The sequence below is a fragment of the Streptomyces sp. bgisy027 genome, assembly GCF_057710365.1.
Genome location: NZ_JBYIVZ010000017.1, coordinates 1 through 22,837 on the forward strand (window position 1 = coordinate 1; position 22,837 = coordinate 22,837).

At 71.8% G+C, this 22,837-nt stretch carries 18 protein-coding genes; 6 read left to right on the top strand and 12 right to left on the bottom strand.

The annotated features are described in order from the left end of the window. Nucleotides 1-454: 454 nt before the first annotated feature. Entirely contained in the window at nucleotides 455-1,486 is a 1,032-nt protein-coding gene (gene trpS / locus AC3ETA_RS18850) for a tryptophan--tRNA ligase (protein WP_432194071.1), read from the top strand. Nucleotides 1,487-1,527: 41 nt separating this feature from the next. Here trpS and proC read toward each other — a convergent pair whose 3' ends face one another. The 6 genes from proC to AC3ETA_RS18880 form a co-directional block, all read right to left on the bottom strand. Next, entirely contained in the window at nucleotides 1,528-2,343 is an 816-nt protein-coding gene (gene proC / locus AC3ETA_RS18855; protein WP_432194072.1) for a pyrroline-5-carboxylate reductase, read from the bottom strand. A gap of 122 nt (nucleotides 2,344-2,465) precedes the next feature. After that, nucleotides 2,466-3,257, bottom strand: a complete 792-nt coding sequence (locus tag AC3ETA_RS18860; RefSeq protein ID WP_432194073.1) for an ABC transporter permease — start codon at nucleotides 3,255-3,257, stop codon at nucleotides 2,466-2,468. Next, complete coding sequence (locus AC3ETA_RS18865; protein ID WP_432194074.1) at nucleotides 3,254-4,066, bottom strand: ABC transporter ATP-binding protein; 813 nt, start codon at nucleotides 4,064-4,066, stop codon at nucleotides 3,254-3,256. Before AC3ETA_RS18865 ends, AC3ETA_RS18860 begins: the two co-directional genes overlap by 4 nt. A gap of 392 nt (nucleotides 4,067-4,458) precedes the next feature. Further along, the gene (locus tag AC3ETA_RS18870) at nucleotides 4,459-5,229 is read right to left on the bottom strand and encodes a class I SAM-dependent methyltransferase (protein ID WP_432194075.1); all 771 of its coding nucleotides are present in this window, start codon (nucleotides 5,227-5,229) and stop codon (nucleotides 4,459-4,461) included. A gap of 709 nt (nucleotides 5,230-5,938) precedes the next feature. Beyond that, on the bottom strand, nucleotides 5,939-6,451 hold the full coding sequence (locus tag AC3ETA_RS18875) for an EamA/RhaT family transporter (protein ID WP_432194076.1): 513 nt from the start codon (nucleotides 6,449-6,451) through the stop codon (nucleotides 5,939-5,941). Between the two features lie 67 nt (nucleotides 6,452-6,518). Next, complete coding sequence (locus AC3ETA_RS18880) at nucleotides 6,519-6,863, bottom strand: SH3 domain-containing protein (protein WP_432194077.1); 345 nt, start codon at nucleotides 6,861-6,863, stop codon at nucleotides 6,519-6,521. 182 nt (nucleotides 6,864-7,045) lie between these two features. On the opposite strand from AC3ETA_RS18880, the gene AC3ETA_RS18885 reads away from it, so the two are divergent. Then, nucleotides 7,046-9,235: a serine/threonine-protein kinase gene (locus tag AC3ETA_RS18885; protein WP_432194078.1), complete on the top strand. Its 2,190-nt coding sequence runs from the start codon at nucleotides 7,046-7,048 to the stop codon at nucleotides 9,233-9,235. A 154-nt stretch (nucleotides 9,236-9,389) separates the two neighbouring features. Here AC3ETA_RS18885 and ilvD read toward each other — a convergent pair whose 3' ends face one another. The 4 genes from ilvD to AC3ETA_RS18905 all read right to left on the bottom strand — a co-directional run bounded on the left by ilvD (nucleotide 9,390) and on the right by AC3ETA_RS18905 (nucleotide 14,417). Next, a complete protein-coding gene (gene ilvD, locus AC3ETA_RS18890; RefSeq protein WP_432194079.1) occupies nucleotides 9,390-11,243 on the bottom strand; it encodes a dihydroxy-acid dehydratase in 1,854 nt (617 codons plus the stop codon). Nucleotides 11,244-11,486: 243 nt separating this feature from the next. Beyond that, nucleotides 11,487-12,113, bottom strand: a complete 627-nt coding sequence (locus AC3ETA_RS18895; RefSeq protein ID WP_432194080.1) for a TetR/AcrR family transcriptional regulator — start codon at nucleotides 12,111-12,113, stop codon at nucleotides 11,487-11,489. Continuing rightward, nucleotides 12,110-12,934: a sugar phosphate isomerase/epimerase family protein gene (locus AC3ETA_RS18900; RefSeq protein ID WP_432194081.1), complete on the bottom strand. Its 825-nt coding sequence runs from the start codon at nucleotides 12,932-12,934 to the stop codon at nucleotides 12,110-12,112. Before AC3ETA_RS18900 ends, AC3ETA_RS18895 begins: the two co-directional genes overlap by 4 nt. Nucleotides 12,935-13,484: 550 nt before the next feature. Then, on the bottom strand, nucleotides 13,485-14,417 hold the full coding sequence (locus AC3ETA_RS18905) for a Ppx/GppA family phosphatase (RefSeq protein ID WP_432194082.1): 933 nt from the start codon (nucleotides 14,415-14,417) through the stop codon (nucleotides 13,485-13,487). Nucleotides 14,418-14,491: 74 nt separating this feature from the next. Here AC3ETA_RS18905 and AC3ETA_RS18910 point away from each other — a divergent pair, with 74 nt between their 5' ends. Next, complete coding sequence (locus AC3ETA_RS18910; RefSeq protein WP_432194083.1) at nucleotides 14,492-15,352, top strand: DUF3109 family protein; 861 nt, start codon at nucleotides 14,492-14,494, stop codon at nucleotides 15,350-15,352. A 53-nt stretch (nucleotides 15,353-15,405) separates the two neighbouring features. On the opposite strand, the gene AC3ETA_RS18915 is transcribed toward AC3ETA_RS18910, so the two are convergent. Further along, nucleotides 15,406-17,202 (bottom strand): BACON domain-containing protein, encoded by a 1,797-nt coding sequence (locus tag AC3ETA_RS18915; protein WP_432194084.1) that lies wholly within the window; start codon nucleotides 17,200-17,202, stop codon nucleotides 15,406-15,408. Nucleotides 17,203-17,407: 205 nt separating this feature from the next. Between AC3ETA_RS18915 and radA the strand changes: the two genes are divergently transcribed. Then, nucleotides 17,408-18,817 (top strand): DNA repair protein RadA, encoded by a 1,410-nt coding sequence (gene radA, locus AC3ETA_RS18920; protein ID WP_432194085.1) that lies wholly within the window; start codon nucleotides 17,408-17,410, stop codon nucleotides 18,815-18,817. 82 nt (nucleotides 18,818-18,899) lie between these two features. Continuing rightward, nucleotides 18,900-20,024: a DNA integrity scanning diadenylate cyclase DisA gene (gene disA, locus AC3ETA_RS18925; RefSeq protein ID WP_030958303.1), complete on the top strand. Its 1,125-nt coding sequence runs from the start codon at nucleotides 18,900-18,902 to the stop codon at nucleotides 20,022-20,024. A gap of 198 nt (nucleotides 20,025-20,222) precedes the next feature. On the opposite strand, the gene AC3ETA_RS18930 is transcribed toward disA, so the two are convergent. After that, entirely contained in the window at nucleotides 20,223-21,056 is an 834-nt protein-coding gene (locus tag AC3ETA_RS18930) for a hypothetical protein (protein WP_432194086.1), read from the bottom strand. A gap of 261 nt (nucleotides 21,057-21,317) precedes the next feature. Here AC3ETA_RS18930 and AC3ETA_RS18935 point away from each other — a divergent pair, with 261 nt between their 5' ends. Beyond that, nucleotides 21,318-21,917 (top strand): phosphatase PAP2 family protein, encoded by a 600-nt coding sequence (locus AC3ETA_RS18935; protein WP_432194087.1) that lies wholly within the window; start codon nucleotides 21,318-21,320, stop codon nucleotides 21,915-21,917. The last annotated feature ends 920 nt before the right edge of the window (nucleotides 21,918-22,837 follow it).

Below are 22,837 nucleotides of genomic sequence, written 5' to 3' on the forward strand. Positions count from 1 at the left end.
TTCCGGGCTGTTGAGCCCTTCCGACGAGTGAGACTTTAGCGGATTCCTCGCTCCCGAGCTAATCGGGGGCTGCGTCCTGTCGGGCGCGGATTCCTCATTCCGTAAATACGCACGCCAATGAAACGACGGCAGACAGATCGATTGTCGTCGAATAGTGGTTGGTACCTGCGGAGTGGTTGTCCGGGGACCGACCGGAGTCGGCGCTCACGTCGGACAACTCGGAGAACACTACGTACCGGGTCTGGGCGTGTCAACTTCACTCCGCGTGGCACCCCAGGGGCGTAGTGTGGGGCACATGACTTCGCGTACGTGTACCCAGCTGTGGTGGGCCGCCTGACGGCGGCCGCGCTCACGTACGCACTCAACGGCCGCCGCCTCGGCGGCCGTTTTCGTTTCTCCCTCCAGAGGGTCGGCCGGCCGGGGACGGCGGTCTCGACCAGGAGGTGGAGAAGAGATGACGCGGGTCTTCAGTGGGGTCAAGCCGACCGGGCATCTGACGCTGGGGAACTACTTGGGGGCCATGCGGCGCTGGGCGACCGTCGATCAGCACCAGGCCGACGCGCTGTTCTGCATCGTCGATCTGCACGCCCTGACCGTGGATCACGATCCGGCGCGGGTGCGCAGGCTCAGTAGGCAGGCGGCGACGTTGTTGCTGGCGTCGGGGCTGGATCCGGAGCTGTGCACCGTCTTCGTACAGAGTCATGTGGATGAGCACGCGCGGCTGTCGTACGTCCTGGAGTGCGTGGCCACGGACGGCGAGATGCGGCGGATGATCCAGTACAAGGAGAAGGCGGCGCGGGAGCGGGTGCGGGGCGGGAGTGTGCGGCTGTCGCTGCTGACGTATCCCGTGCTGATGGCGGCGGACATCCTCGCGTACGGGGCCGATGCGGTGCCGGTCGGTGACGATCAGACGCAGCATGTGGAGCTCGCGCGGGATCTCGCGGCGCGGTTCAACGACCGGTACGGACATACGTTCGTGGTGCCTCGGGCCACGCCGCCGCAGGTCGCTGCTCGGGTCATGAACCTGCAGGATCCGGTGTCGAAGATGGGCAAGAGCGATGACTCCGGGCCGGGGATCGTCTATCTGCTGGACGAGCCGGACGTGGTGCGGCGGAAGGTCATGCGGGCCGTGACCGACAGTGGGCGGGAGGTCGTGTACGACCGGGAGGCGCAGCCGGGCCTGGCGAACCTGCTGGAGATCCTCGCGGCGTGCACGGGTGGGAACCCATCGGAGCTGAGCGGTGTATATGAATCGTACGGAGCCTTGAAGAAGGACACCGCAGAGGCTGTGATCGGGGTCCTCAAGCCCGTACAGGACAGGCACAGGGAGCTGTGCACGGATCCTGGCTATGTGGAGGGGGTGCTGCGGGATGGTGCGGAGCGCGCGCGGGCGATGGCTCGGCCGACCGTGGATGCCGCGTATCGGGCGATCGGACTGCTGCCGGCGGTTGCGCCTGCGGCCGCCGATACCGGGGTGACCGTATAGGGGGTGCGCCGTGCCGCCCCCTGGGGAGGGGGCGGCGGGGGTCACTTGTTGCTGCTGCCGGAGGCGAGCTCGCGGCTGCGGTCACGGGCGGCTTCGAGGGCGGCGATGAGGGCGGCTCGTACGCCGTGGTTCTCGAGTTCGCGGATGGCGTTGATGGTGGTGCCGGCGGGGGACGTGACGTTCTCGCGGAGCTTGACGGGGTGTTCGCCGCTGTCGCGGAGCATCGTCGCGGCGCCGATCGCGGACTGGACGATCAGGTCGTGCGCCTTGTCCCTGGGCAGTCCGAGGAGGATGCCGGCGTCCGTCATGGCTTCGACCAGGTAGAAGAAGTACGCCGGGCCGGAGCCGGAGAGGGCGGTGCAGGCGTCCTGCTGGGACTCGGGGACGCGGAGCGTCTTGCCGACGGAGCCGAAGATCTCCTCCGTGTGCACGAGGTCGGCCTCGCTGGCGTGGCTGCCGGCGGAGATGACGGACATGGCCTCGTCGACGAGGGCGGGGGTGTTCGTCATGACGCGGACGACCGGGGTGCCAGCGGCGAGGCGGGACTCGAAGAAGGAGGTGGGGATACCGGCTGCTCCGCTGATGACCAGGCGGTCGGAGGGGACGTGCGGGGCCAGCTCGTCGAGGAGGGTGCCCATGTCCTGCGGCTTGACGGTGAGGATCAGGGTGTCTGCGGTCTTGGCGGCTTCCGCGTTGGTGACCGGGGTGACTCCGTGGCGGGTGCGGAGTTCTTCGGCTCGTTCCGCGCGGCGGGCCGTCACCAGGAGGTCGGCCGGGGCCCAGCCGCCGCGGATCATTCCGCTGAGCAGGGCTTCGCCGATCTTGCCGGTGCCGAGGACTGCGACTTTCTGAGTCATGGCTGGGGTGTCCTCCGGGGGTTGCGTCGTCCGGATTCATCCTCGCACCGGGCGCCGCCTTTGGAGGTGACGTGTCCGGTGGGCGGACGGTCCGGGCGACGCCGGGCCCGGCCCGTCGGGGGTCATGCCGTCCTGCGTCGCAGGGTCGCTGCTCCCAGGCCCAGGACGAGCAGGGCGCAGCCGGCCACGATCAGGGCGTCGCGGACGAAGTTGGCGGTCATGTCGGTGTGCTTGAGCACTTCGTTCATGCCGTCGACCGCATAGGACATGGGGAGGACGTTGGAGATGGCCTCCAGGGCGGGGTGCATGTTGTCGCGAGGTGTGAACAGGCCGCAGAGGAGGAGCTGGGGGAAGATCACGGCCGGCATGAACTGGACGGCCTGGAACTCGGAGGCCGCGAAGGCCGAGACGAAGAGACCGAGCGCGGTGCCGAGCAGGGCATCGAGCAGTGCCACGAGCAGGAGCAGCCAGGGGCTGCCGGTGACGTCCAGGCCGAGGAACCAGAGGGCGAGTCCGGTCGCCAGGACGGACTGGATGATCGCGATCGTGCCGAAGGCGAGGGCGTAGCCGGCGATCAGGTCGCCCTTGCCGAGGGGCATGGCGAGGAGACGTTCGAGGGTGCCCGAGGTGCGTTCGCGCAGGGTGGCGATGGAGGTGACCAGAAACATCGTGATCAGCGGGAAGATCCCGAGGAGGGAGGCGCCGATGTTGTCGAAGGTGCGCGGGCTGCCGTCGAAGACGTAGCGCAGCAGGAACAGCATCACGCAGGGCACGAGGAGCATCAGCGCGATGGTGCGCGGGTCGTGTCGGAGCTGGCGCAGGACCCGGGCGGCGGTGGCGGTGGTGCGGGCGAAGTTCAGGGCGCCGGTGGGAACGGGCCGGAGCGTGCCGGTCGTGCTCGTCGTCGTGGTCATCGCGTGGTCTCCTTCGCGCGGGCGGCAGCCGCGACCGCCTCGTCGACCAGGTGCAGGAAGGCCGCCTCGACGGTCTCGGATCCCGTACGGGTGCGGAGGGCTTCGGGGGTGTCGTCGGCGAGGATCTGGCCCTCGCGCATGAGGAGGAGGCGGTGGCAGCGCTCGGCCTCGTCCATGACGTGGGAGGAGATGAGGAGGGTGGCGCCGCGGGAGGCGGCGATGTCGTGGAAGAGGTTCCACAGGTCGCGGCGCAGGACCGGGTCCAGGCCGACCGTGGGTTCGTCGAGTACGAGTAGTTCAGGGGTGCCGAGGAGGGCGACGGCGAGGGAGACGCGGCTGCGCTGGCCGCCGGAGAGGTTGCCGGCCAGGACGTCGGCGTGACTGGTGAGGTCGACGTCGGCGATGGCGCGGGTGACGTTCTCGTGACGCCGGTCGGCGGCGGTGTGGCCGGGGTCGAGGATCGCCGCGAAGTAGTCGAGGTTCTGGCGGATCGTCAGGTCGTCGTAGACGGAGGGGGCTTGGGTGACGTAGCCGATGCGGGTGCGCAGGGTCGGGTGGCCGGCGGGGCGGCCAAGGACGTCGAGGGTGCCGGTGACCTTGCCCTGGGTGCCGACGATCGCCCGCATGAGGGTGGTCTTGCCGCAGCCGGAGGGGCCGAGCAGGCCCGTGATCTGGCCGCGCGGGACGGTGAAGGCGAGGTCTCGGAGTACCTGGCGCGGACCGCGTACGACGTTCAGGGCCTCGGCTCGGATGGCTGGGGTGTCGGGAGGGTCGGAGCGGACGGGATCGGCCGGGGAATAATTCATCATGCGATGAATAATGCTCCGGTGGGGCTATGCAGTCAAGCGACGGGGTGGGCTTGGGGAGAGGGTGCGTCGAGGTGCGCGTGGAGGTGCGCGGAGTCGGGGGGACGCGGGATGCCCTGGGGTGCGCGGGGTCGGGGGGAGGGGTGTCTTGGGGTGCGCTGGGGTGCGCTGGGGTGCGCGAAGTCGCGGGGTGTGACGGGGGTGAGGAGTGCCTTGGGGTGCGGGGAGTGGCGAGTGCGTGACGAGATGCCGATGTGCCCTGGGGTTCGGGGGGCCTCGATGTGCCCTGGGGTTCGGGGGCCTCGGGGTACTGGGGTGCTTGGGGTGTCGGCGCATGCGTGCGCCCACCCTCGCCGGTCGGGGCGTAGGGCGGGCGGGGGGTGTGGCGGGGCGCGTCAGGGGGTGGTGGCCACGAGGAGGTCGACGTCGTAGGTCTCTTCGATGATTCCGTCGGGGAAGGCGTTGAGGAGGAACCGCCTCTCCTCGGTGAGGAAGGTGGTGCTCGCCTCGGTGCCGTGGACGAGGAAGATCGAGTGGCTGCCGATGTTGGCCAGGTGGGTGTCGACGGGGACGCGGCGGCTCCAGCGCACCTTGCGGCGGATGAAGTCGAGTTTGCCGGTCGGGTCGCCCAGGACTGCTCGGGCGCCGCTGCCGTTCTGTTCGACGGCCGGGTGGATGCCGAAGCTGCGCTCGATGCGTCGCGCCTGGGCGGCGTGCCAGTCGATGTCGAGCGGGGTGATGTTCCACCACAGGGCCAGCGCGCCGCCGGGACGCAGCACGCGCAGGGCCTCCGGTACCGAGTGGGCGGGGTCGGTCCAGTGCCAGGCCTGGGCGTAGGTGAGGAAGTCGGCGGAGGCGGTGGCCAGGGGGAGGTGGTTGCCGTTGCCACGGATGATCGGTATGTCCGGGTGGGCGCTCCGGAACTGGGCGGCCATGCCGTCGCCGGGTTCCACGGCCAGTACGTCGGCGCCGCGTCGGTGGAGGAGGGCGGTGGCGATGCCCGTGCCCGCGCCGACGTCGATGACGCGCGCGCCGGTGAGGGGGCGGCCGGCGAGTTCCTCGACCGCGTCGAAGAGAGCGGGCGGGTAGGAGGGGCGGTTCGCGGCGTACTGGGCTGCGGCAGCGTTGAAGGAGCTGGCGCGGTCGGATCGGGAGGGGGCATTCATACGGTCATGGTGCGCCCTGGTTGGTGTCATGGGCACCGAGTTTGGCGGGGGTGCTTCGGTGGGGCGGCATGACTTGGTGGGGTGGGGTGGGGGGATGGAGTGAGTTGGGTTGGGCGTGGCTTCCCAAGCGGCGCGGTTCGATGGCAGGCACGCTCCGGTGCAGGGGCACGGTCCAGTGGACGGGCACGGTCCGGTGCAGGGGCACGGTCCGGTCGACGGGCCCGGCTCCAAGGGCGGACGCGGCTCCAAGGGCGGGCGCGATTCGGCGGCGTGCCTCGTGGTGGACGGGCGTGCCTCGGTAGACGCGCCTGCCTCGGTGGACGGGCCTACCTCGGTAGACGCGCCTACCTCGGTGGACGGGCGTGCCCCGGTGGACGGGCGTGCCTCGGCAGGCTGGCGTCGCTCGGTGAGGAGGGCTTGGCTCAGTGAGAGGGCTGCGGAAGGCGTCACCACCAGCCAGGTCCGCGCAGCAGGCCGGTGTCCCTATCTGCATCTGCGCCACACGCCCGCGCTCGTCTGCGCCACACACCCCGACCGTCTCACCTGCGCAGCACACGTCGGTTCCTGTGTGCCCCCGCCCCTGCGGTTGATCGGCGCGACAAACTCTGGCGCCTGTCGGTGGAGCGCGCCCCCCCACCCTTGACTTGAGGCGCAGTGCCCGCACGTCTGCATCCGCCCTCACCCCGCACCCACAACCAGCCCCTAGGTTCTAATCGCGGCGGCGTTTCTTGGAGGGGTTGCCGGTGCGGCGGTTGGTTCGGGATTCGTGTTGTTTGCGGGCCTTCTCGTATTCCTCGCGGTGGAGCTTCTCGCCGGGGGCCTCGATGAGGGAGCGGAAGAAATAGGCGAGGAGGGAGCCGACGAAGCCGATGGTGAGCAGGCCCCGCAGGGAGGCGTGCCGGTCGGGGTCGGGGCGTTTGGTGAAGCCCTCCCAGGTGTGGCGGAAGGCGAGCGCGCTGCAGATCGCGAACATCGCGACGACCAGGACGGTCACGAAGCTGCCGGGACCGGCGATCGCGATCCCCTCGTAGGCGAAGCGCAGCACCAGACAGGAGACGGCTGCGGCGAGGAGGGATCCGGCGCTGACCCCGATACGACGGGCGGTGTAGCCGTTGTCGTGGTCGACCCAGGTCGTGCCGAAGAAGCGCAGGGGCTCGGGGCGGGGGCCCGAGGAGCCCGCGGGGGTGGCCGGCGTGCCGTTCTTCTCGCTCTTCTCGCTCACGAGTCGATTATGGCTCCGGCGGGGCCGCGGGCTCCGTACGGGTCCCGGCGCACCGGGACCGGCCGGCTCAGGAGCAGCGCGGACGGACGTAGCCGTCGCTGCCCGTCTGGACGTAGGCGTCCGAGACGTACTCGCCGTCGTCGATGTTGTCCCAGATGTTCGACGTGCCGTACGGACCGGACACGGTCGTGCCCGGCGTCTGGCAGTAGATCGGGATCCTGGCGCCCTCGGGCAGGACGCGGACGATGCCGTAGGTGGTGCCGGGACCCCGGCGGACGTTCAGGCGGACGCCGGGCGCGACCGAGTAGTAGCGCACGGCGTTGGCCGTGGCGGCCGTCGTCGCTACGCCCTCGGCCGCGACGCCCCCGGTCTCCTCGGCTCTTTCGGCCTCTTCGATGCGATCTGCGGACATGATCGTTCCTCCCCCGTTGATCCCCATGACTGCCATGGGGTCCCGTTGATTCCCCTAAATCACGCCACGCACACATGTACGTATGGGGAACACGGAGGCTAGCAAGCCGCCTCTGTCTCGTACGAGTCATCGACTAGGCTCCGTGCGTCGCGCGCGCGTACGAACAGCACGGGGGTGGTTCCATGGCGCCACAGCAGAACACCGGAGCGGGCGCGGAAGCGGAACTTCCCGAATACGCCGGTCACTACCGCCTGGAGGAACGTCTGGGCTCCGGTGGCATGGGCGTCGTCCATCTGGCGCGGAGCACCTCGGGCATGCAGCTCGCGGTGAAGGTCGTGCATGCCGAGTTCGCCAGGGATCCCGAGTTCAGGGGGCGCTTCCGGCAGGAGGTGGGGGCCGCTCGCAAGGTCAGCGGCGCTTTCACCGCGCCTGTCGTGGACGCCGATCCGGAGGCCGAACGGCCCTGGATGGCCACGCTGTTCATCCCCGGCCCTACCCTTTCCGATCATGTGAAGCGGAATGGCCCGATGGAGCCGGCGCGGCTGCGGCGGCTGATGGCCGGGCTGGCGGAGGCGCTGCGCGACATACACCGGGTCGGCGTGGTGCACCGGGATCTGAAGCCGAGCAACGTGCTGCTCGCCGAGGACGGGCCGAAGGTCATCGACTTCGGCATCTCTCGGCCAAAGGACAGCGAACTGCGGACCGAGACGGGGAAGTTGATCGGCACGCCGCCGTTCATGGCGCCGGAGCAGTTCCGGCGGCCCCGGGAGGTCGGGCCGGCCGCCGATATTTTCGCGCTCGGGTCCGTGCTGGTGCACGCGGCGACGGGACGGGGGCCGTTCGACTCGGACAGCCCGTATGTCGTGGCCTACCAGGTCGTCCACGACGAGCCGGACCTGACCGGGCTGCCACCGAATCTCGCGCCGCTCGTGCTGCGCTGCCTCGCCAAGGAGCCCGAGGACCGGCCGACACCCGACGAGATGATGCGCGAGCTGCGGTCGGTGGCGGCGTCGTACGACACGCAGGCGTTCATACCGGCGCAGCGGGCCACGGACGGGCCGCGCAAGCCGGAGCCGGAGCCAGGCGCGGGAGCGGAGCCAGGCGCGGGGGCGGGAGCGGGGGCCGGGGCGGGAGCAGCCTCGGGCTCGGGCTCGGATGCCAAGTCGCCGTCCGGTGCCGGGAGGAAGCCCGAAGGGGCGTCCGGTGGACCCCGGCGCCGCCGACTGCTCGCCCTCGGAGCCGGAGTCGTCGCGCTCGCCGCGGTGGCCACGCTGGCCTCGGTGCAGTTGCTCGGCGGTGGCGGCCCGGCGCCGAAGGGCGGGGAGACACGGACCGCGCCGGCCGCTTTCGGTGCGTGGACGGCGACGCCGGCGCCCGGGAAGGGCACACCCCAGTGCACGTACGGTGCCGGGAAGATGCTGTGCTCGCAGAGCGGGCTCGTCTTCGCGCTCGACCCTGCGAACGGCCGGGAGTTGTGGCGCCGGCCCGTCGCCCCGTCGGCCGTGAGCGTCGCGCCGGTCGTCGCGGGCGGCCTCGTGCACGCGGCGTCGGACGGCCGGCTGGAAGCCCTCGATCCCGCCACCGGCAAGCCGGCCTGGCACCGGAGCAGGCCCGTGGACGGCCCGTCGGCGGCCGTCGGCGGCATGCTGCTGCTCACCGGCGCCGACGGCACGGTCACCGCCGTCGACGGCGCCTCGGGCGAGAAGAAGTGGAGCCGTTCGCTGCCGGGGCACGAGAATCCGTATGTCGTCTCCTTCCCGAAGGATCCGCTGGCGTACACGGCAACCACGTCCGCGGACGGATCGAGCACCCGGATCACCGCGGTGGACCCGGCCACGGGTGACGTGCGCTGGGACGCCAGGCTGGACGGCGACCTGGAGCTCGCCGGCACGTCGGACGGCTCGGTCTTCCTGCTCTCGGTCAACGGCGTCTACAGCGACACGAGGGCCGTGGTCCGCTACTCCCCCGGCGACGGGACAACACAGCGCGTGCCCCTGCCCCGTCCGGTGCAGCAGGGGCGCGGCACGGTCCGGGGGAACGTCGTGCACGTCGTCGGCGTCGGCGGCACGCTGGTCGCCGTCGACATGGAGGCACGCAAGCAGCTGTGGAGTCTGGAGACGTCGGTCATCCGTACGTCGTTGCCCGTCTTCGACGGCCGGCATGTGTACCTCAGCGCGCCCGACGGCCGGCTGCTCGCCGTGGACGCCCGCGACGGCAGGCTGCTCGGCCAGACACCACCGCGGCTCGGCACCGACTCGGACCGGTTGGCGGCCAACCTGCCGGAGCCGGTGCTCGCCAGTGGCCGGGTCTACTCCGCCGCCCCCGACGGCACCGTCTTCGGCGTCGACGCCCGCGATCCGTCGCAGTGGTGACGAAGACCCGCCCGCGATCCGTCACGGTGGTGACGAAGACCCGCCCGCGATCCGTCACGGTGGTGACGGAGACGGGCACCCGGGGGCGTCCCCGCCGCCGTATGCCGAAGGGGCCGCCTCCGAAGAGACGGCCCCGTGACACGCGCTTCGGGCGTCAGCCCAGCTTCGTCACGTCCCGCACCGCGCCCTTGTCCGCGCTCGTCGCCATCGCGGCGTACGCGCGCAGCGCCGCCGACACCTTGCGCTCGCGGTTCTTCGGGGCGTATACGCCGTTCAACGCCTGCTCGCGGCGGGTGAGTTCCGTCTCGTCGACGAGCAGTTCGATCGAGCGGTTCGGGATGTCGATGCGGATGCGGTCGCCGTCCTCGACGAGGGCGATCGTGCCACCGGACGCGGCCTCCGGGGAGGCGTGGCCGATGGACAGGCCCGAGGTGCCGCCGGAGAAGCGGCCGTCGGTGATCAGGGCGCAGGTCTTGCCGAGGCCGCGGCCCTTGAGGAAGGACGTCGGGTAGAGCATCTCCTGCATGCCGGGGCCGCCCTTGGGGCCCTCGTAGCGGATGACGACGACGTCGCCGTCCGTCACCTGCTTGTTGAGGATCTTCTCGACGGCCTCTTCCTGCGACTCGCAGACGACCGCCGGGCCCTCGAAGGTCCAGATGGACTCGTCGACGCCCGCGGTCTTCACGACACAGCCGTCGACGGCGAGGTTGCCCTTGAGGACCGCGAGGCCGCCGTCCTTGGAGTAGGCGTGCTCGGCGCTGCGGATGCAGCCGCCCTCGGCGTCCTCATCCAGCGCCTCCCAGCGCTCGGACTGGGAGAAGGCCGCGGCGGAGCGGACGCAGCCGGGGGCGGCGTGCCACAGCTCGACGGCCTTCGGCGAGGGGGATCCGCCGCGCACGTCCCAGGTCTTCAACCAGTCCGACAGGGACGGGCTGTGGACGGCGTGCACGTCCTCGTTGAGCAGGCCGGCCCGGTGCAACTCGCCCAGCAGGGCCGGGATGCCGCCGGCGCGGTGCACGTCCTCCATGTAGTACGTACGGTCCTTGGCGACGTTGGGCGCGACCTTGGCCAGGCACGGCACCCGGCGGCTGACCTCGTTGATCTGCTCCAGGCCGAACGGGACGCCCGCTTCCTGGGCGGCGGCCAGCAGGTGCAGGATCGTGTTGGTGGAGCCGCCCATGGCGATGTCGAGGGCCATGGCGTTCTCGAACGCCGCGAAGGTGGCGACGTTGCGCGGCAGGACCGTGTCGTCGTCCTGCTCGTAGTAGCGGCGGGTGATGTCCATGACCGTGCGGGCCGCGTCCTCGTACAGGGCCTTGCGGGCCGTGTGCGTGGCGAGGACCGAGCCGTTGCCGGGCAGGGACAGGCCGATGGCCTCGGTCAGGCAGTTCATCGAGTTGGCGGTGAACATGCCGGAACAGGAGCCGCAGGTCGGACAGGCGTTCTCCTCGATACGGAGGATGTCCTCGTCCGAGATCTTGTCGTTCACGGCGTCGGAGATCGCGTCGACCAGGTCGAGGGTGCGAACCGTGCCGTCGACCAGCGTGGCGCGGCCGGACTCCATCGGGCCGCCGGAGACGAAGACCGTGGGGATGTTCAGCCGCAGGGCGGCGTTGAGCATGCCCGGGGTGATCTTGTCGCAGTTGGAGATGCAGATCAGGGCGTCGGCGCAGTGCGCCTCGACCATGTACTCCACGCTGTCCGCGATGAGGTCGCGGGACGGCAGGGAGTACAGCATGCCGCCGTGGCCCATGGCGATGCCGTCGTCCACCGCGATGGTGTTGAACTCGCGCGGGATGCCGCCGGCCTCCCTGATCGCCTCACTGACGATCCGGCCGACGGGCTGGAGGTGGGTGTGGCCGGGCACGAACTCGGTGAAGGAGTTCGCCACCGCGATGATCGGCTTCCGGCCGATGTCCGCACCGGGTACACCGGAGGCGCGCATAAGGGCGCGGGCGCCCGCCATGTTGCGGCCGTGGGTGACTGTGCGGGACCTCAGCTCGGGCATCGTCGCTCGCTCCTTCAAGGACTGCAGGGACTGCGGGGGTACTGCGGCGGTACTGCGGTGTACTGCGGAGAATGCGATCAGAGACTTCTGACTGCTAACGAGCGTACGCCGGTCATCCAGAGGGCGGGACGAGGTGTCCGGAATACGGGACGCATGTCTCGCGGAATCGCCCTCGCGTCGGCGGCGCATGCCTTGCGGTACCGGCGATCCGGCCGACCCGGTCCGGTCAGGCGCCCCCGGCCGTCACGGGCCGGTCAGGTGCCCCTGCACGACGGGCGCGACGCGCGCGATGATCTGCTCCGGGTCCGCGGAGGCGATCGGCTCGATCTTGATGACGTAGCGCATCATCGCGACCCCGACCAGCTGCGCTGCGGCCAGCTCGGCGCGCAGTTCCGCGTCCGGGGCGTCGATCTCGCCGGCGATGCGGCGCAGCAGCTGGGCCGAGACCAGGCGCCGGAAGACGGTGGCCGCGGCCTCGTTGTTGACCGCGGAGCGCACGATCGCGAGCAGCGGCCTGCGGGTCACGGGGTTCTCCCAGAGCCCGAACAGGTTGCGGGTCAGGCGCTCGCCGACGTCGTCGACGGGCACTTCGAGCACCGCGTCCCGCACCGCCAGGGCAGGTACCAGGGCGACCTCCACGGCCGCCTCGAAGACCTGTTCCTTGGTGCCGAAGTAGTGGTGCACGAGCGCGGAGTCCACGCCTGCGGCCTTGGCGATGCCCCGCACCGAGGTCTTGTCGTAGCCGCGCTCGGCGAACTCCTCGCGGGCGGCGTCCAGGATCCGGTCGCGGGTGTCGGCGGACTCGGCGCGCGGGGGCCGGCCCCGGCGCCGGGATCCCACGCCGCCCCGCCCGCCTGCCGTGTCGGTCACGGCCGGGGCACCTTCACCGCGGAGGCCAGGTGCAGCCGCGTGAAGGCGAGGGCCTCGGCGAGGTCGGCCTCGCGTTCGGCGCCGGACATCGCGCGGCGGGTGTTGACCTCGATGACGACGTGACCGTCGAAGCCGGTCAGGGCGAGACGTTCCAGCACCTCGGCGCAGGGCTGGTTGCCGCGGCCGGGCACGAGGTGCTCGTCCTTCGCGGACCCCCGTCCGTCCGCGAGGTGCACATGCCCGAGCCGGTCGCCCATCCGGTCGATCATCTGCACGGCGTCCGCGCGGGCGGTCGCCGTATGGCTGAGATCGATCGTGAAGTGGCGGTAGTCGTCCTTCGTGACGTCCCAGTCGGGCGCGTAGGCGAGCATCTCACGGTCGCGGTAGCGCCAGGGGTACATGTTCTCGACGGCGAACCGTACGTCCGTCTCGTTCGCCATACGCCAGATGCCGGTGACGAAGTCCCTCGCGTACTGGCGCTGCCAGCGGAAGGGCGGATGCACCACGACCGTGGCCGCCCCGAGCTTCTCGGCGGCGGCCCGGGCGCGCTGGAGCTTGGTCCACGGATCCGTCGACCAGACGCGTTGTGTGATCAGCAGACAAGGAGCGTGGACGGCCAGGACCGGGATCCGGTGGTAGTCGCTGAGCCGGCGCAGCGCCTCGATGTCCTGGCTGACCGGATCGGTCCACACCATGACCTCGACGCCGTCGTACCCGAGGCGCGCGGCGATCTCGAAGGCCGTCGCCGTCGACTCCGGATAGACGGAGGCCGTCGACAGAGCGACCTTCGCATCCGGGATGCGCACCACTGGTTCTGCCACGAGGGACAGAGTACGGGGCGGCACGGAGCGCGGGGGAACCGATGACCGCACGCCCGCCGCCAGGGCCGACAACCGGCCAGGTACGCGAACTGGGCCGATGCGGGGCAGGTGGAGCGCGGGCGCGGGGCGGGGAGGTGTGGCGGGGTTCACGCGCGGGCGGGGGCGGCGCGGGGCGGGGGTGTGGCGGGGTTCACGCGCGGGCGCGGGGCGCCGCCGACCGCGGCACGCGAGTCCGGCCGCGAGCTCTACGGCCTTCGCGAGCGCCGCACGCCCCTAGACCGACGGCCTTCGCGAGCACCCCCACGGCCCCAAGACCGACCACCGTCACAAGCACCCCACCGCAGCCCCAAGACCGACCACCGTCACAAGCACCCCAGGTCCTCAGGCCACAGCCGCACGGCACACGGCCACACGACCGCACGACCGCACGACCGCACGACCGCACGACCCAGGCTGCACGGCACACGACCGCACGACCCAGGCTGCACGGCACACGACCGCACGACCCAGGCCGCGCGGACCCGTACACCCGGGGCACCGGCCCCGCCCGTCAGCCCACGGTCATCTGATCCAGCTTCCGCAGGATCACGCCCTCGCGCAGCGCCCAGGGGCAGACCTCCAGCGTCTCCACGCCGAACAGGTCCATCGCTCCCTCGGCCACCAGCGCCCCGGCGAGCAGCTGCCCGGCGCGTCCCTCGGAGACGCCCGGCAGTTCCGCGCGCTGGGCCGTGGTCATCCCGGCCAGCCGCGGCACCCAGGCCTCCAGGGACTCCCGCTTCAGCTCGCGCTGGGTGTACAGGCCCTCCGCGGAGCGTGCGGCACCGGCGATACGGGCCAGCTGCTTGAAGGTCTTGGACGTCGCGACCACGTGGTCCGGCGCGCCGAAGCGGCTGAATTCGCCGACCGTGCGAGCGATCTGTGCGCGCGCGTGCCGCCGCAGTGCCCGTATGTCCTCGGGCTCCGGCGGATCCCCCGGCAGCCACCCGGCGGTCAGCCGTCCGGCGCCGAGCGGCAGCGAGACGGCCGCGTCCGGCTCCTCGTCCATGCCGTACGCGATCTCCAGGGACCCGCCGCCGATGTCCAGCACGAGCAGCTTCCCGGCCGACCAGCCGAACCAGCGCCGGGCGGCGAGGAAGGTCAGCCGGGCCTCCTCCGCGCCGGTGAGGACCTGCAGCCGTACCCCGGTCTCGTCCATCACCCGTGCGAGTACGTCGTCGGCGTTGCTCGCCTCGCGCACCGCGGACGTGGCGAACGGCAGGACCTCCTCGACACCCTTGTCCTCGGCGGCCTGGAGCGCCTCGTGGACGACGCCGATCAGCCGGTCGACCCCGTCGGGGCCGATGGCTCCGCTGCCGTCGAGGAGTTGGGCCAGGCGCAGGTCCGCCTTGTGCGAGTGCGCGGGCAGCGGGCGCGCGCCGGGGTGGGCATCCACCACCAGCAGATGCACCGTGTTGGATCCCACGTCGAGGACACCGAGTCTCATGTACGGAACGCTACTGCCACCTGGGCGATCCTCCGTCCTCGAAGTCGCAGGTACGGACGCCGTACCCTGGTCCCGTGCCAAAGACGAAAAAGGCGAAGGACGACAAGACGTCCAAATCCGGCAAGGGTTCTTCGCAGGCGAAGGCGGCCACGAAGTCGAAGAAGCCGAGGAAGGACTCCCCGGAGTCGGACGAGAAGGGTCTCGACTTCGCACGCGCATGGGTGGAATTCCCTGATCCGGCGGACGACGAGCAGGTCTTCCGCTGCGATCTGACATGGCTGACCTCCCGTTGGAACTGCATCTTCGGCAGCGGCTGTCAGGGCATCCAGGCGGGCCGCGCGGACGACGGCTGCTGCACGCTGGGGGCCCATTTCTCGGACGAGGACGACGAGAAGCGCGTCGCGGAGCATGTGGCGAGGCTCACGCCCGAAATCTGGCAGCACCACGACGAGGGCATGGAGCACGGCTGGATCTCGGAGGACGAGGACGGCGACCGCCAGACCCGCCCCTTCAACGGCTCGTGCATCTTCCAGAACCGCCCCGGCTTTGCGGGCGGCGCGGGCTGCTCGCTGCACATCCTCGCCCTGAAGGAGGGCCGCGAGCCGCTGGAGACCAAGCCGGACGTCTGCTGGCAGCTGCCGGTCCGCCGGACCTACGAGTGGATCGACCGGCCCGACGACACCAGGGTGCTCCAGGTGTCGATCGGTGAGTACGACCGCCGCGGCTGGGGTCCGGGCGGCCACGACCTGCACTGGTGGTGCACCTCGGCGACCTCGGCGCACGGCGCAGGCGATCCGGTGTACGTGTCCTACCGGCCCGAGCTGACGGAGCTGATGGGCAAGGCCGGCTACGACCGCCTGGTCGAGCTGTGCGAGGAGCGGCTGGCGTCGCAGCTGCCCCTGCTGGCTCCGCACCCGGCGGACCCGGCCGGCTGACCGGCTCCCGCCCGCGCGCCGCCGAGGCCTTGCACGGCGCCGCACGAGGGGATCTACGGCCCCGACGGGCCGGGCTCCCCGCTCCCGCCGGGCGGTGGCGTCGAGCTCGTCGGGGCGGACGAACCGGACGGGTCCGACGGCGTCGGGTCGGACGACGAGGGCGGTGGATCGCTGGGCGTCCCGGGTTCGGTCGGGTCGCTCGGAGTCGGATCGCCCGGGGTCGGGTCCGGCGGATCCGGGGTCGTCGGTGTCGGATCGGGCCCGGAGGACGAGGGCGGCGGGTCGCTCGGCGTCCCGGGATGGGTCGGGTCGCTCGGGAGGGGGTCGGGGCCCGGGCCCTGACCGGGGTCGGAGGGGCTCGGGGCGGTGCCGTAGCCCTCGATGGCGACGACGGCACCGGCGGGTGAGATCGCCACCCGCGCGCTCCAGAACCCGGACGGCTCGCGCAGCTGGTCGACGTACACCTTGATCGTCAACGACTCGCCCGGCGCGAGCGTTCCCGACGACCGGCTCAGGTACAGCCAGTGCGCGCCGGTGCTCGCCGACCAGCGCACCGGCTTGCCGCCCGTCGCCTTGAGGGTGACGAGAGTGGTGTCGCCGCTGTGGTCGGCGCTCACGTCCAGGTTCCCCGCGCTCGCGCCGCTGACGCCCACGACCTCGACGAGGACGTCCGAGCCGGGGTGGTCGCCGAAGCGGCCGCCGGGGGCGGTGCTGGCGTTGCCGGCGTTCTCGTAGCCGCCGCCCGCACTGTCTCCCTCGAGGGCCCCCGGGTCGTGCGCCTCGCTGGCGCTTGCCGCACCGCCTTCGACGCCCTCGCCGGTCGGGGTGCCCCGGTAGGCGGCCCACAGGGCGATCACCGGGGCGGCGACCACGGTGGCGACGACGGTCGTGGTGACGGCACGCGCGCGTAGCCGGTCCCTGCGGGCGGCACGGTCCTTCGGGTCCATCGGGAAGCCGCGCCGGTCGAAGCGCGGCACGGCGGCGCCCCGCGCGCGCGGGTGGTGCGCGAGGGCCATGTGCAGGGCCGCGCGGGGCGCCGGAAGGACGGGCAGCTCGGCGGGGGTGACGGCCGCGCCGGGCCACCGGCCCGGGATCGCGCGCTCGGCGGTGCGGCGGCAGCGCGGGCAGTCATCGACGTGCCGCACGAGTTCGCGGCGCAGGGCCGTGCCGAGCACGACCTGGTTGTCGCCGGTCAGCCGGGCCACGCTCGGGCAGGCGCCGGTCTCGACGACGGCGAGGGCCGCGCGGGTGCGCTCCACCTCGCAGGCGGCCGCGGCGAGCAACGCGCGCGCGGCGGCCAGGTCCAGGCCGAGGACGGCGGCGACCTCGCCCGCGGCGAGGTGGTGGCGGACGGCCAGTTCGAGGGCCTCGCGCTGCTCCGGGGTGGTGCCGGCGGCCTCCGGCCAGGCGAGCAGGGCGAGTTCGCGGCGCCGCTGCTCCTGGATCTCCTCGGTGACCGGCTTTCCGGCGGGCTGCGCGCCGGTCGGCCGATGCGCGCCGTGCCGGCCCGCCGCATGGCTGCCAGTACGTTTCTGCTTGACCTCGGCCAGCTTGCGCAGACACGCCCAGCGGGCCAGCGCGTACAGCCAGGGGCGCCGGTCGGCGGCGGTCGCGGGCACGCGCTGACCGCGGCGCTCGGCGAGAGCGAGGACGTCGCCGAGGGCGGCGGTCGCGGTGTCGTGGTCGCACAGGACGGACAGGCAGTAGGTGAACAGCCCGTCCAGATAGGGCTCGTAGCGCGCGGGCGGCCGCTGCGCCAATGTGCGCGCCGCCGCACGATCACGCGCCTCCCGGTGCGCCCGATGCGCGCCGGTGGTGCGGGTCGTGGTGTCCGGAGTGCTGCTCATCATTGGTGGACCGTAGGCGGCCCGGAGTTGCACCTTCTGCCTGCTTGAGCAGTTTTAATCCATACGGGTGAAACGATCCCTCAAAGGGGTACAGGAACCCGGGATTCCATGGCTTGTGCATGACGAGTCGGCCCTCCGCCGCACCCCGGAGAGGCGCCTTGTGCACAGCCGTACGGCGTTGTCGGTGGGCTCGGCTACGGTTCATCGCATGGCTGCCCGTACCAAGACCACGAAGGACCGACCGTCCTACCGCTGCACCGAGTGCGGCTGGCAGACGGCCAAGTGGCTCGGCCGCTGCCCCGAGTGCCAGGCATGGGGGACGGTCGAGGAGTACGGCGCGCCCGCGGTCCGTACGACGACGCCGGGGCGGGTGACGAATTCCGCGCTGCCGATCGGGCAGGTCGACGGGCGGCAGGCGACCGCGCGCTCCACCGGTGTGCCGGAGCTGGACCGGGTGCTCGGCGGCGGGCTGGTGCCCGGCGCCGTCGTCCTCCTCGCGGGCGAGCCCGGCGTCGGCAAGTCCACCCTGCTGCTGGACGTGGCGGCCAAGTCGGCGAGCCACGAGCACCGCACGCTGTACGTCACCGGTGAGGAGTCGGCGAGCCAGGTGCGCCTGCGCGCCGACCGCATCCGCGCCCTCGACGACCATCTGTATCTCGCGGCCGAGACCGATCTGTCCGCCGTGCTGGGCCACTTGGACGCGGTGAAGCCGTCCCTGCTCGTCCTCGACTCGGTACAGACGGTCGCCTCCCCCGAGATCGACGGCGCGCCCGGCGGCATGGCCCAGGTCCGGGAGGTGGCCGGCGCCCTGATCCGCGCCTCCAAGGAGCGCGGGATGTCCACCCTGCTCGTGGGGCACGTCACCAAGGACGGCGCCATCGCCGGACCCCGCCTCCTGGAGCACCTCGTGGACGTGGTCCTCCACTTCGAGGGCGACCGGCACGCCCGCCTGCGGCTCGTGCGCGGCGTCAAGAACCGCTACGGCGCGACCGACGAGGTCGGCTGCTTCGAACTGCACGACGAGGGCATCACGGGCCTTGCGGACCCGAGCGGACTTTTCCTGACCCGACGTGACGAACCGGTCCCGGGCACCTGCCTGACCGTCACCCTGGAGGGCCGCCGCCCCCTGGTCGCCGAGGTGCAGGCGCTCACCGTCGACTCCCAGATCCCCTCGCCCCGCCGTACGACGTCCGGCCTGGAGACCTCGCGCGTCTCGATGATGCTGGCCGTGCTGGAGCAGCGCGGCCGGATCAGCGCGCTCGGCAAGCGGGACATCTACTCCGCGACGGTCGGCGGGGTGAAGCTCTCGGAGCCCGCGGCCGACCTCGCCGTCGCCCTCGCGCTGGCCTCCGCCGCCAGTGACACACCTCTCCCCAAGAACCTCGTCGCGATCGGCGAGGTCGGCCTCGCGGGCGAGGTCAGACGGGTCACGGGCGTGCAGCGCAGGCTCGCCGAGGCGCACCGCCTGGGCTTCACGCACGCCCTCGTTCCGGGCGACCCCGGCAAGATCCCGACGGGCATGAAGGTGCTGGAAGTGGCCGACATAGGAGACGCGCTCCGGGTCCTTCCGCGCTCACGTCGGCGAGAGGCCCCACGGGAGGCGGAGGACCGCCGGTAGACTTTGCCCTGGTCTCGCCCGTCCGTACGAACCGAATGTGCGAAACGGGAGCGCCAGAAGAACCTGCGACCGGAGGAGTGCAGTGGCAGCCAACGACCGGGCAGCAGCTCCCGGAAAGTCCGGCGGGAGTTCCGGTGCCGATGGCCTGATGCGCGCCTCACTGAGCGCGGTGGCTCCCGGCACCGCCTTGCGCGACGGGCTCGAACGCGTCCTGCGGGGCAACACCGGCGGACTCATCGTGCTCGGCTTCGACAAGACCGTCGAGTCGATGAGTACGGGTGGATTCGTCCTGGATGTCGAGTTCACGGCGACGCGGCTGCGTGAGCTGTGCAAGCTCGACGGCGGCATCGTCCTGTCGTCGGACCTGTCGAAGATCCTCCGCGCGGGCGTGCAGTTCGTGCCGGACGCGACGATCCCCACGGAGGAGACCGGCACCCGGCACCGGACGGCGGACCGGGTCAGCAAGCAGGTCGGCTTCCCGGTCGTCTCGGTCTCCCAGTCGATGCGGCTGATCGCGCTCTACGTCGACGGTCAGCGCCGGGTCCTGGAGGACTCGGCGGCGATCCTCTCCCGCGCCAACCAGGCCCTGGCGACCCTGGAGCGCTACAAGCTCCGCCTGGACGAGGTCGCGGGAACGTTGTCAGCGCTGGAGATCGAGGACCTGGTGACGGTCCGCGATGTCTCGGCGGTGGCCCAGCGGCTGGAGATGGTCCGGCGCATCGCGACCGAGATCGCCGAGTACGTGGTGGAACTGGGCACCGACGGCCGCCTTCTCGCCCTCCAGCTGGACGAGTTGATCGCGGGCGTGGAGCCCGAGCGCGAGCTCGTGGTGCGCGACTACGTCCCCGAGCCGACGGCCAAGCGCTCCCGCACGGTCGACGAGGCGCTGTACGAACTGGACGCGCTCACCCACGCCGAGCTGCTCGAACTGCCCACGGTGGCAAGGGCGTTGGGCTACACCGGCTCCCCGGAGGCGCTGGACTCGGCGGTCTCCCCGCGCGGCTTCCGCCTGCTGGCCAAGGTGCCTCGGCTGCCCGGCGCGATCATCGACCGCCTGGTGGAGCACTTCGGCGGCCTCCAGAAGCTGCTCGCCGCCAGCGTGGACGACCTCCAGACGGTCGACGGCGTCGGCGAGGCCCGGGCACGCAGCGTGCGCGAGGGCCTGTCGCGGCTGGCGGAGAGCTCGATCCTGGAACGGTACGTCTAGCCGGACCGGGAGCCGCACCCCACACCGGCACGCCCACACCGGCACGCTGCACCGCCGGAACCGGGGCCGTCCGCCGGCCGGCACCCCGCGCCGCCCGGCGCACTCCTCACCGCCGGCACCCCCGCCGCCCGGCAGTCGTACGGCCCGCCAAGCCGTACGGCCCGCCAGGTCATACGGCCCGCCAGGTCATACGACCGGCTAGTCGTTCTCCAGCACGAACGACGTCTGTGCCGTGCCGAAGCCGGGCGTCGTCGCCTCCACCAGATACGTGCCCGCCTCGGCCGGCCCGGCGGCGGGCGTGGCGCACTGCGGGGCGCTCGCCCTGCGGTCCCACTTCACCGTGTACGTGATGCTCGAACCGGCGGGCACCCGGAACCGCAGGCTGCCGGCGGCCTTGGGGCAGTCGGCCGAGGACCAGAAGTCCTCCTCGGATCCTGCCTGAGTGACCGTCACCACCGCGTTCTTCGGGCCGAGATCGACCTTGCAGTCGTAGGTGGAGGAGTTCGTCGCGGTCAGCAGCAGCGCGGGGGTCTCGCCGGGCTCGTAGGCGTTGTGGCGGCTGCTCACCTTCAGCTTCATCTGACCCGAGACGCAGTTGGGCAGCGAGGAGCCGTCGGCCACCGTGTCGCCCGCACCGACGTTCCCACCCGCGCCGCCACCGGCGGAACCGCTGCCGGAGCCGCCCGACCCGTCGGAGCCCCCGTCGGTCGTACCGTCCCCGGAGCCACTCCCGTCACCGGAACCGTCCCCGGAACCCGACCCGCCGGAGTCCCCGCCGGCGGTCGACTCGTCGCGTCCGCCCGGCGCCTGACTGATCGCAGGGCCGGAGCCCGAGGGGCCCGGCGTGATCGTCGAGGGGACGGGATTCTTGCCGTCGGGTCCGCCCGCGTCGTTCTTTCCGCCTCCACCGCCCGAGGTGAGCACCCAGGTGATCAGCAGCGCCAACAGGGCGCACACCGACAGCAGTACGGCCCTCCGTCGCCAGTAGATGGTGGAGGGAAGCGGCCCGACCGGATTGCGCAGAGATCCCACGGCGCAAACTGTACGAGAGATCGGCGCGTTAACTGCGCCACCCGCCGCCCCGGACGGCAACTTTTCCGGATCATCATCCCGGAAACCGCTCACCGAGGGCCGCGCCATCCCCGTCTTCGGTCAGGGGTGACACCTGTCGATCACAAGATGTGACGGGATCGGCCCGCTCCCTACGGTCCGTCACCATGGACTCCTGGGACGCCGACCTCTGTCGAGGCATCACCGACCTTCCCCCGTGCCACCCCCACGTGGGTACAGCACGTGGCCGCGACATGGACGGAGGCCGGACTGCTGTCGTTCGCCGCGCTGTTCGTCCTGGCGTGGCGGCGGGCCAGGCGGGACACGACCCGGGCGTTCGCGATCGCGCCCCTTGCACCTATGGCCATGGCTGTCGCATACGTCATCAGTGAGGTGCTCAAGTCCGGCTTCACGGACGAGCGTCCGTGCCGGGCGGTGACCCTGGCCGCGCCTCCATCAGCGACTGCCCTGACCGGGCGCGCACTGATCCGGCTGACGGCGCCGCCGGTCCTCCTGATGGCGTTCTCCCGCGTCTTCGTCGGCATTCGCTCTCCGCATGACGTCGTCGCGGTCCTCGCCGTGGGTGCACTGGCCGCGATCGCCGCCGTACAGCTCCGCACCGGCCCGGCCCGGCCCGGCCATCCGGCCGACCGAGGCGATGCGGGCCTTGTCGGCCCTGTCCGTCCGGTGGTCCACGGGACCGGGACCGGCGCGCGTCCCCTCGTACAGGACGCGGATCCCCGTGCGAACTTCGCATCTGCGGAGGGGCGTTGGGTCAGGGCCGGCCCGCGGGATCACGTCCTTGGCGACGAGCTGCCCGGAGTCGTCGAGAACAGAGCCTGAAGTGGTCTACGGAGACGAGGAGTTCGCCGCTCGCGCGCCAGTGGCGGCAGTCGCTGTCCCTCGGGGGCGGGCCGGGCGCGCGCTCCACGGGGGCGTCGCGCACGGCACGTTCCGGGAGGACGCCGGCGAGATCGTCGGCCGACGCGCCGACGCTCCGGCGCAGCTCGGCGTAGGCGGTGGGCGTCAGCACCGAGTGCGTCTGGGTGTACGCGTACCAGGCGAACGCCCCGCCCACGAGCACGACCCCCGCACCGACGGAGCCCGCGAGGGCCGGCGCCACTCGGCGACGGGCGTGGGTGAAGGGGGCGTACGGGGCCGCCGGGCGCGGGCCGTGACCCCATCGCCGCCCGCTCCGGAACGCACGCCCGCACCATGAACCCGCCCTCGCGGGGCCCGGCGTCGAAGTCACCGCCGAGGGCGACGACGGCGACACGGAGCGCTTGGAGACCGGTGCCGCCGGAGGACGCGGAGCTTGCGACGCCGTCAGCGCCGGGGCGGCGCGCGCCGTGCCGGTCACGGCCGCGGCGGCGGGATCTGCGGCGGCCGTCAGGGGCGCCCGAGGGAGGGCGTGGCGGCAAGGCTCAGCGCGGCCACCGATGCGTAGGCCGCCAGGGGCCACCGACGCGAAGGCCGCCAAGGGCCACCGACGCGAAGGCCGCCAGGGGCCGCCGTCGCGCCACGCCGACCGCCACGCCGACCGCGACGCCGACCGCAACGCCGATCACGGCCGGTCCGGCCAGGTGCTGCCACAGGGCAGACGGTTCGTTCAGCCCGATTCGGTCAGCCGTGAGTGAGGGCGACACGAGGACGGCCCACAGCAGACCGGTCCGCCATCCGCGAGAACGTTCCATCCGGAGGACTACAAGCGGAGGCCCGGGGCCCGCTGCTGCCGATCGTCAGGTACGAGGGCCTGTTCCTGT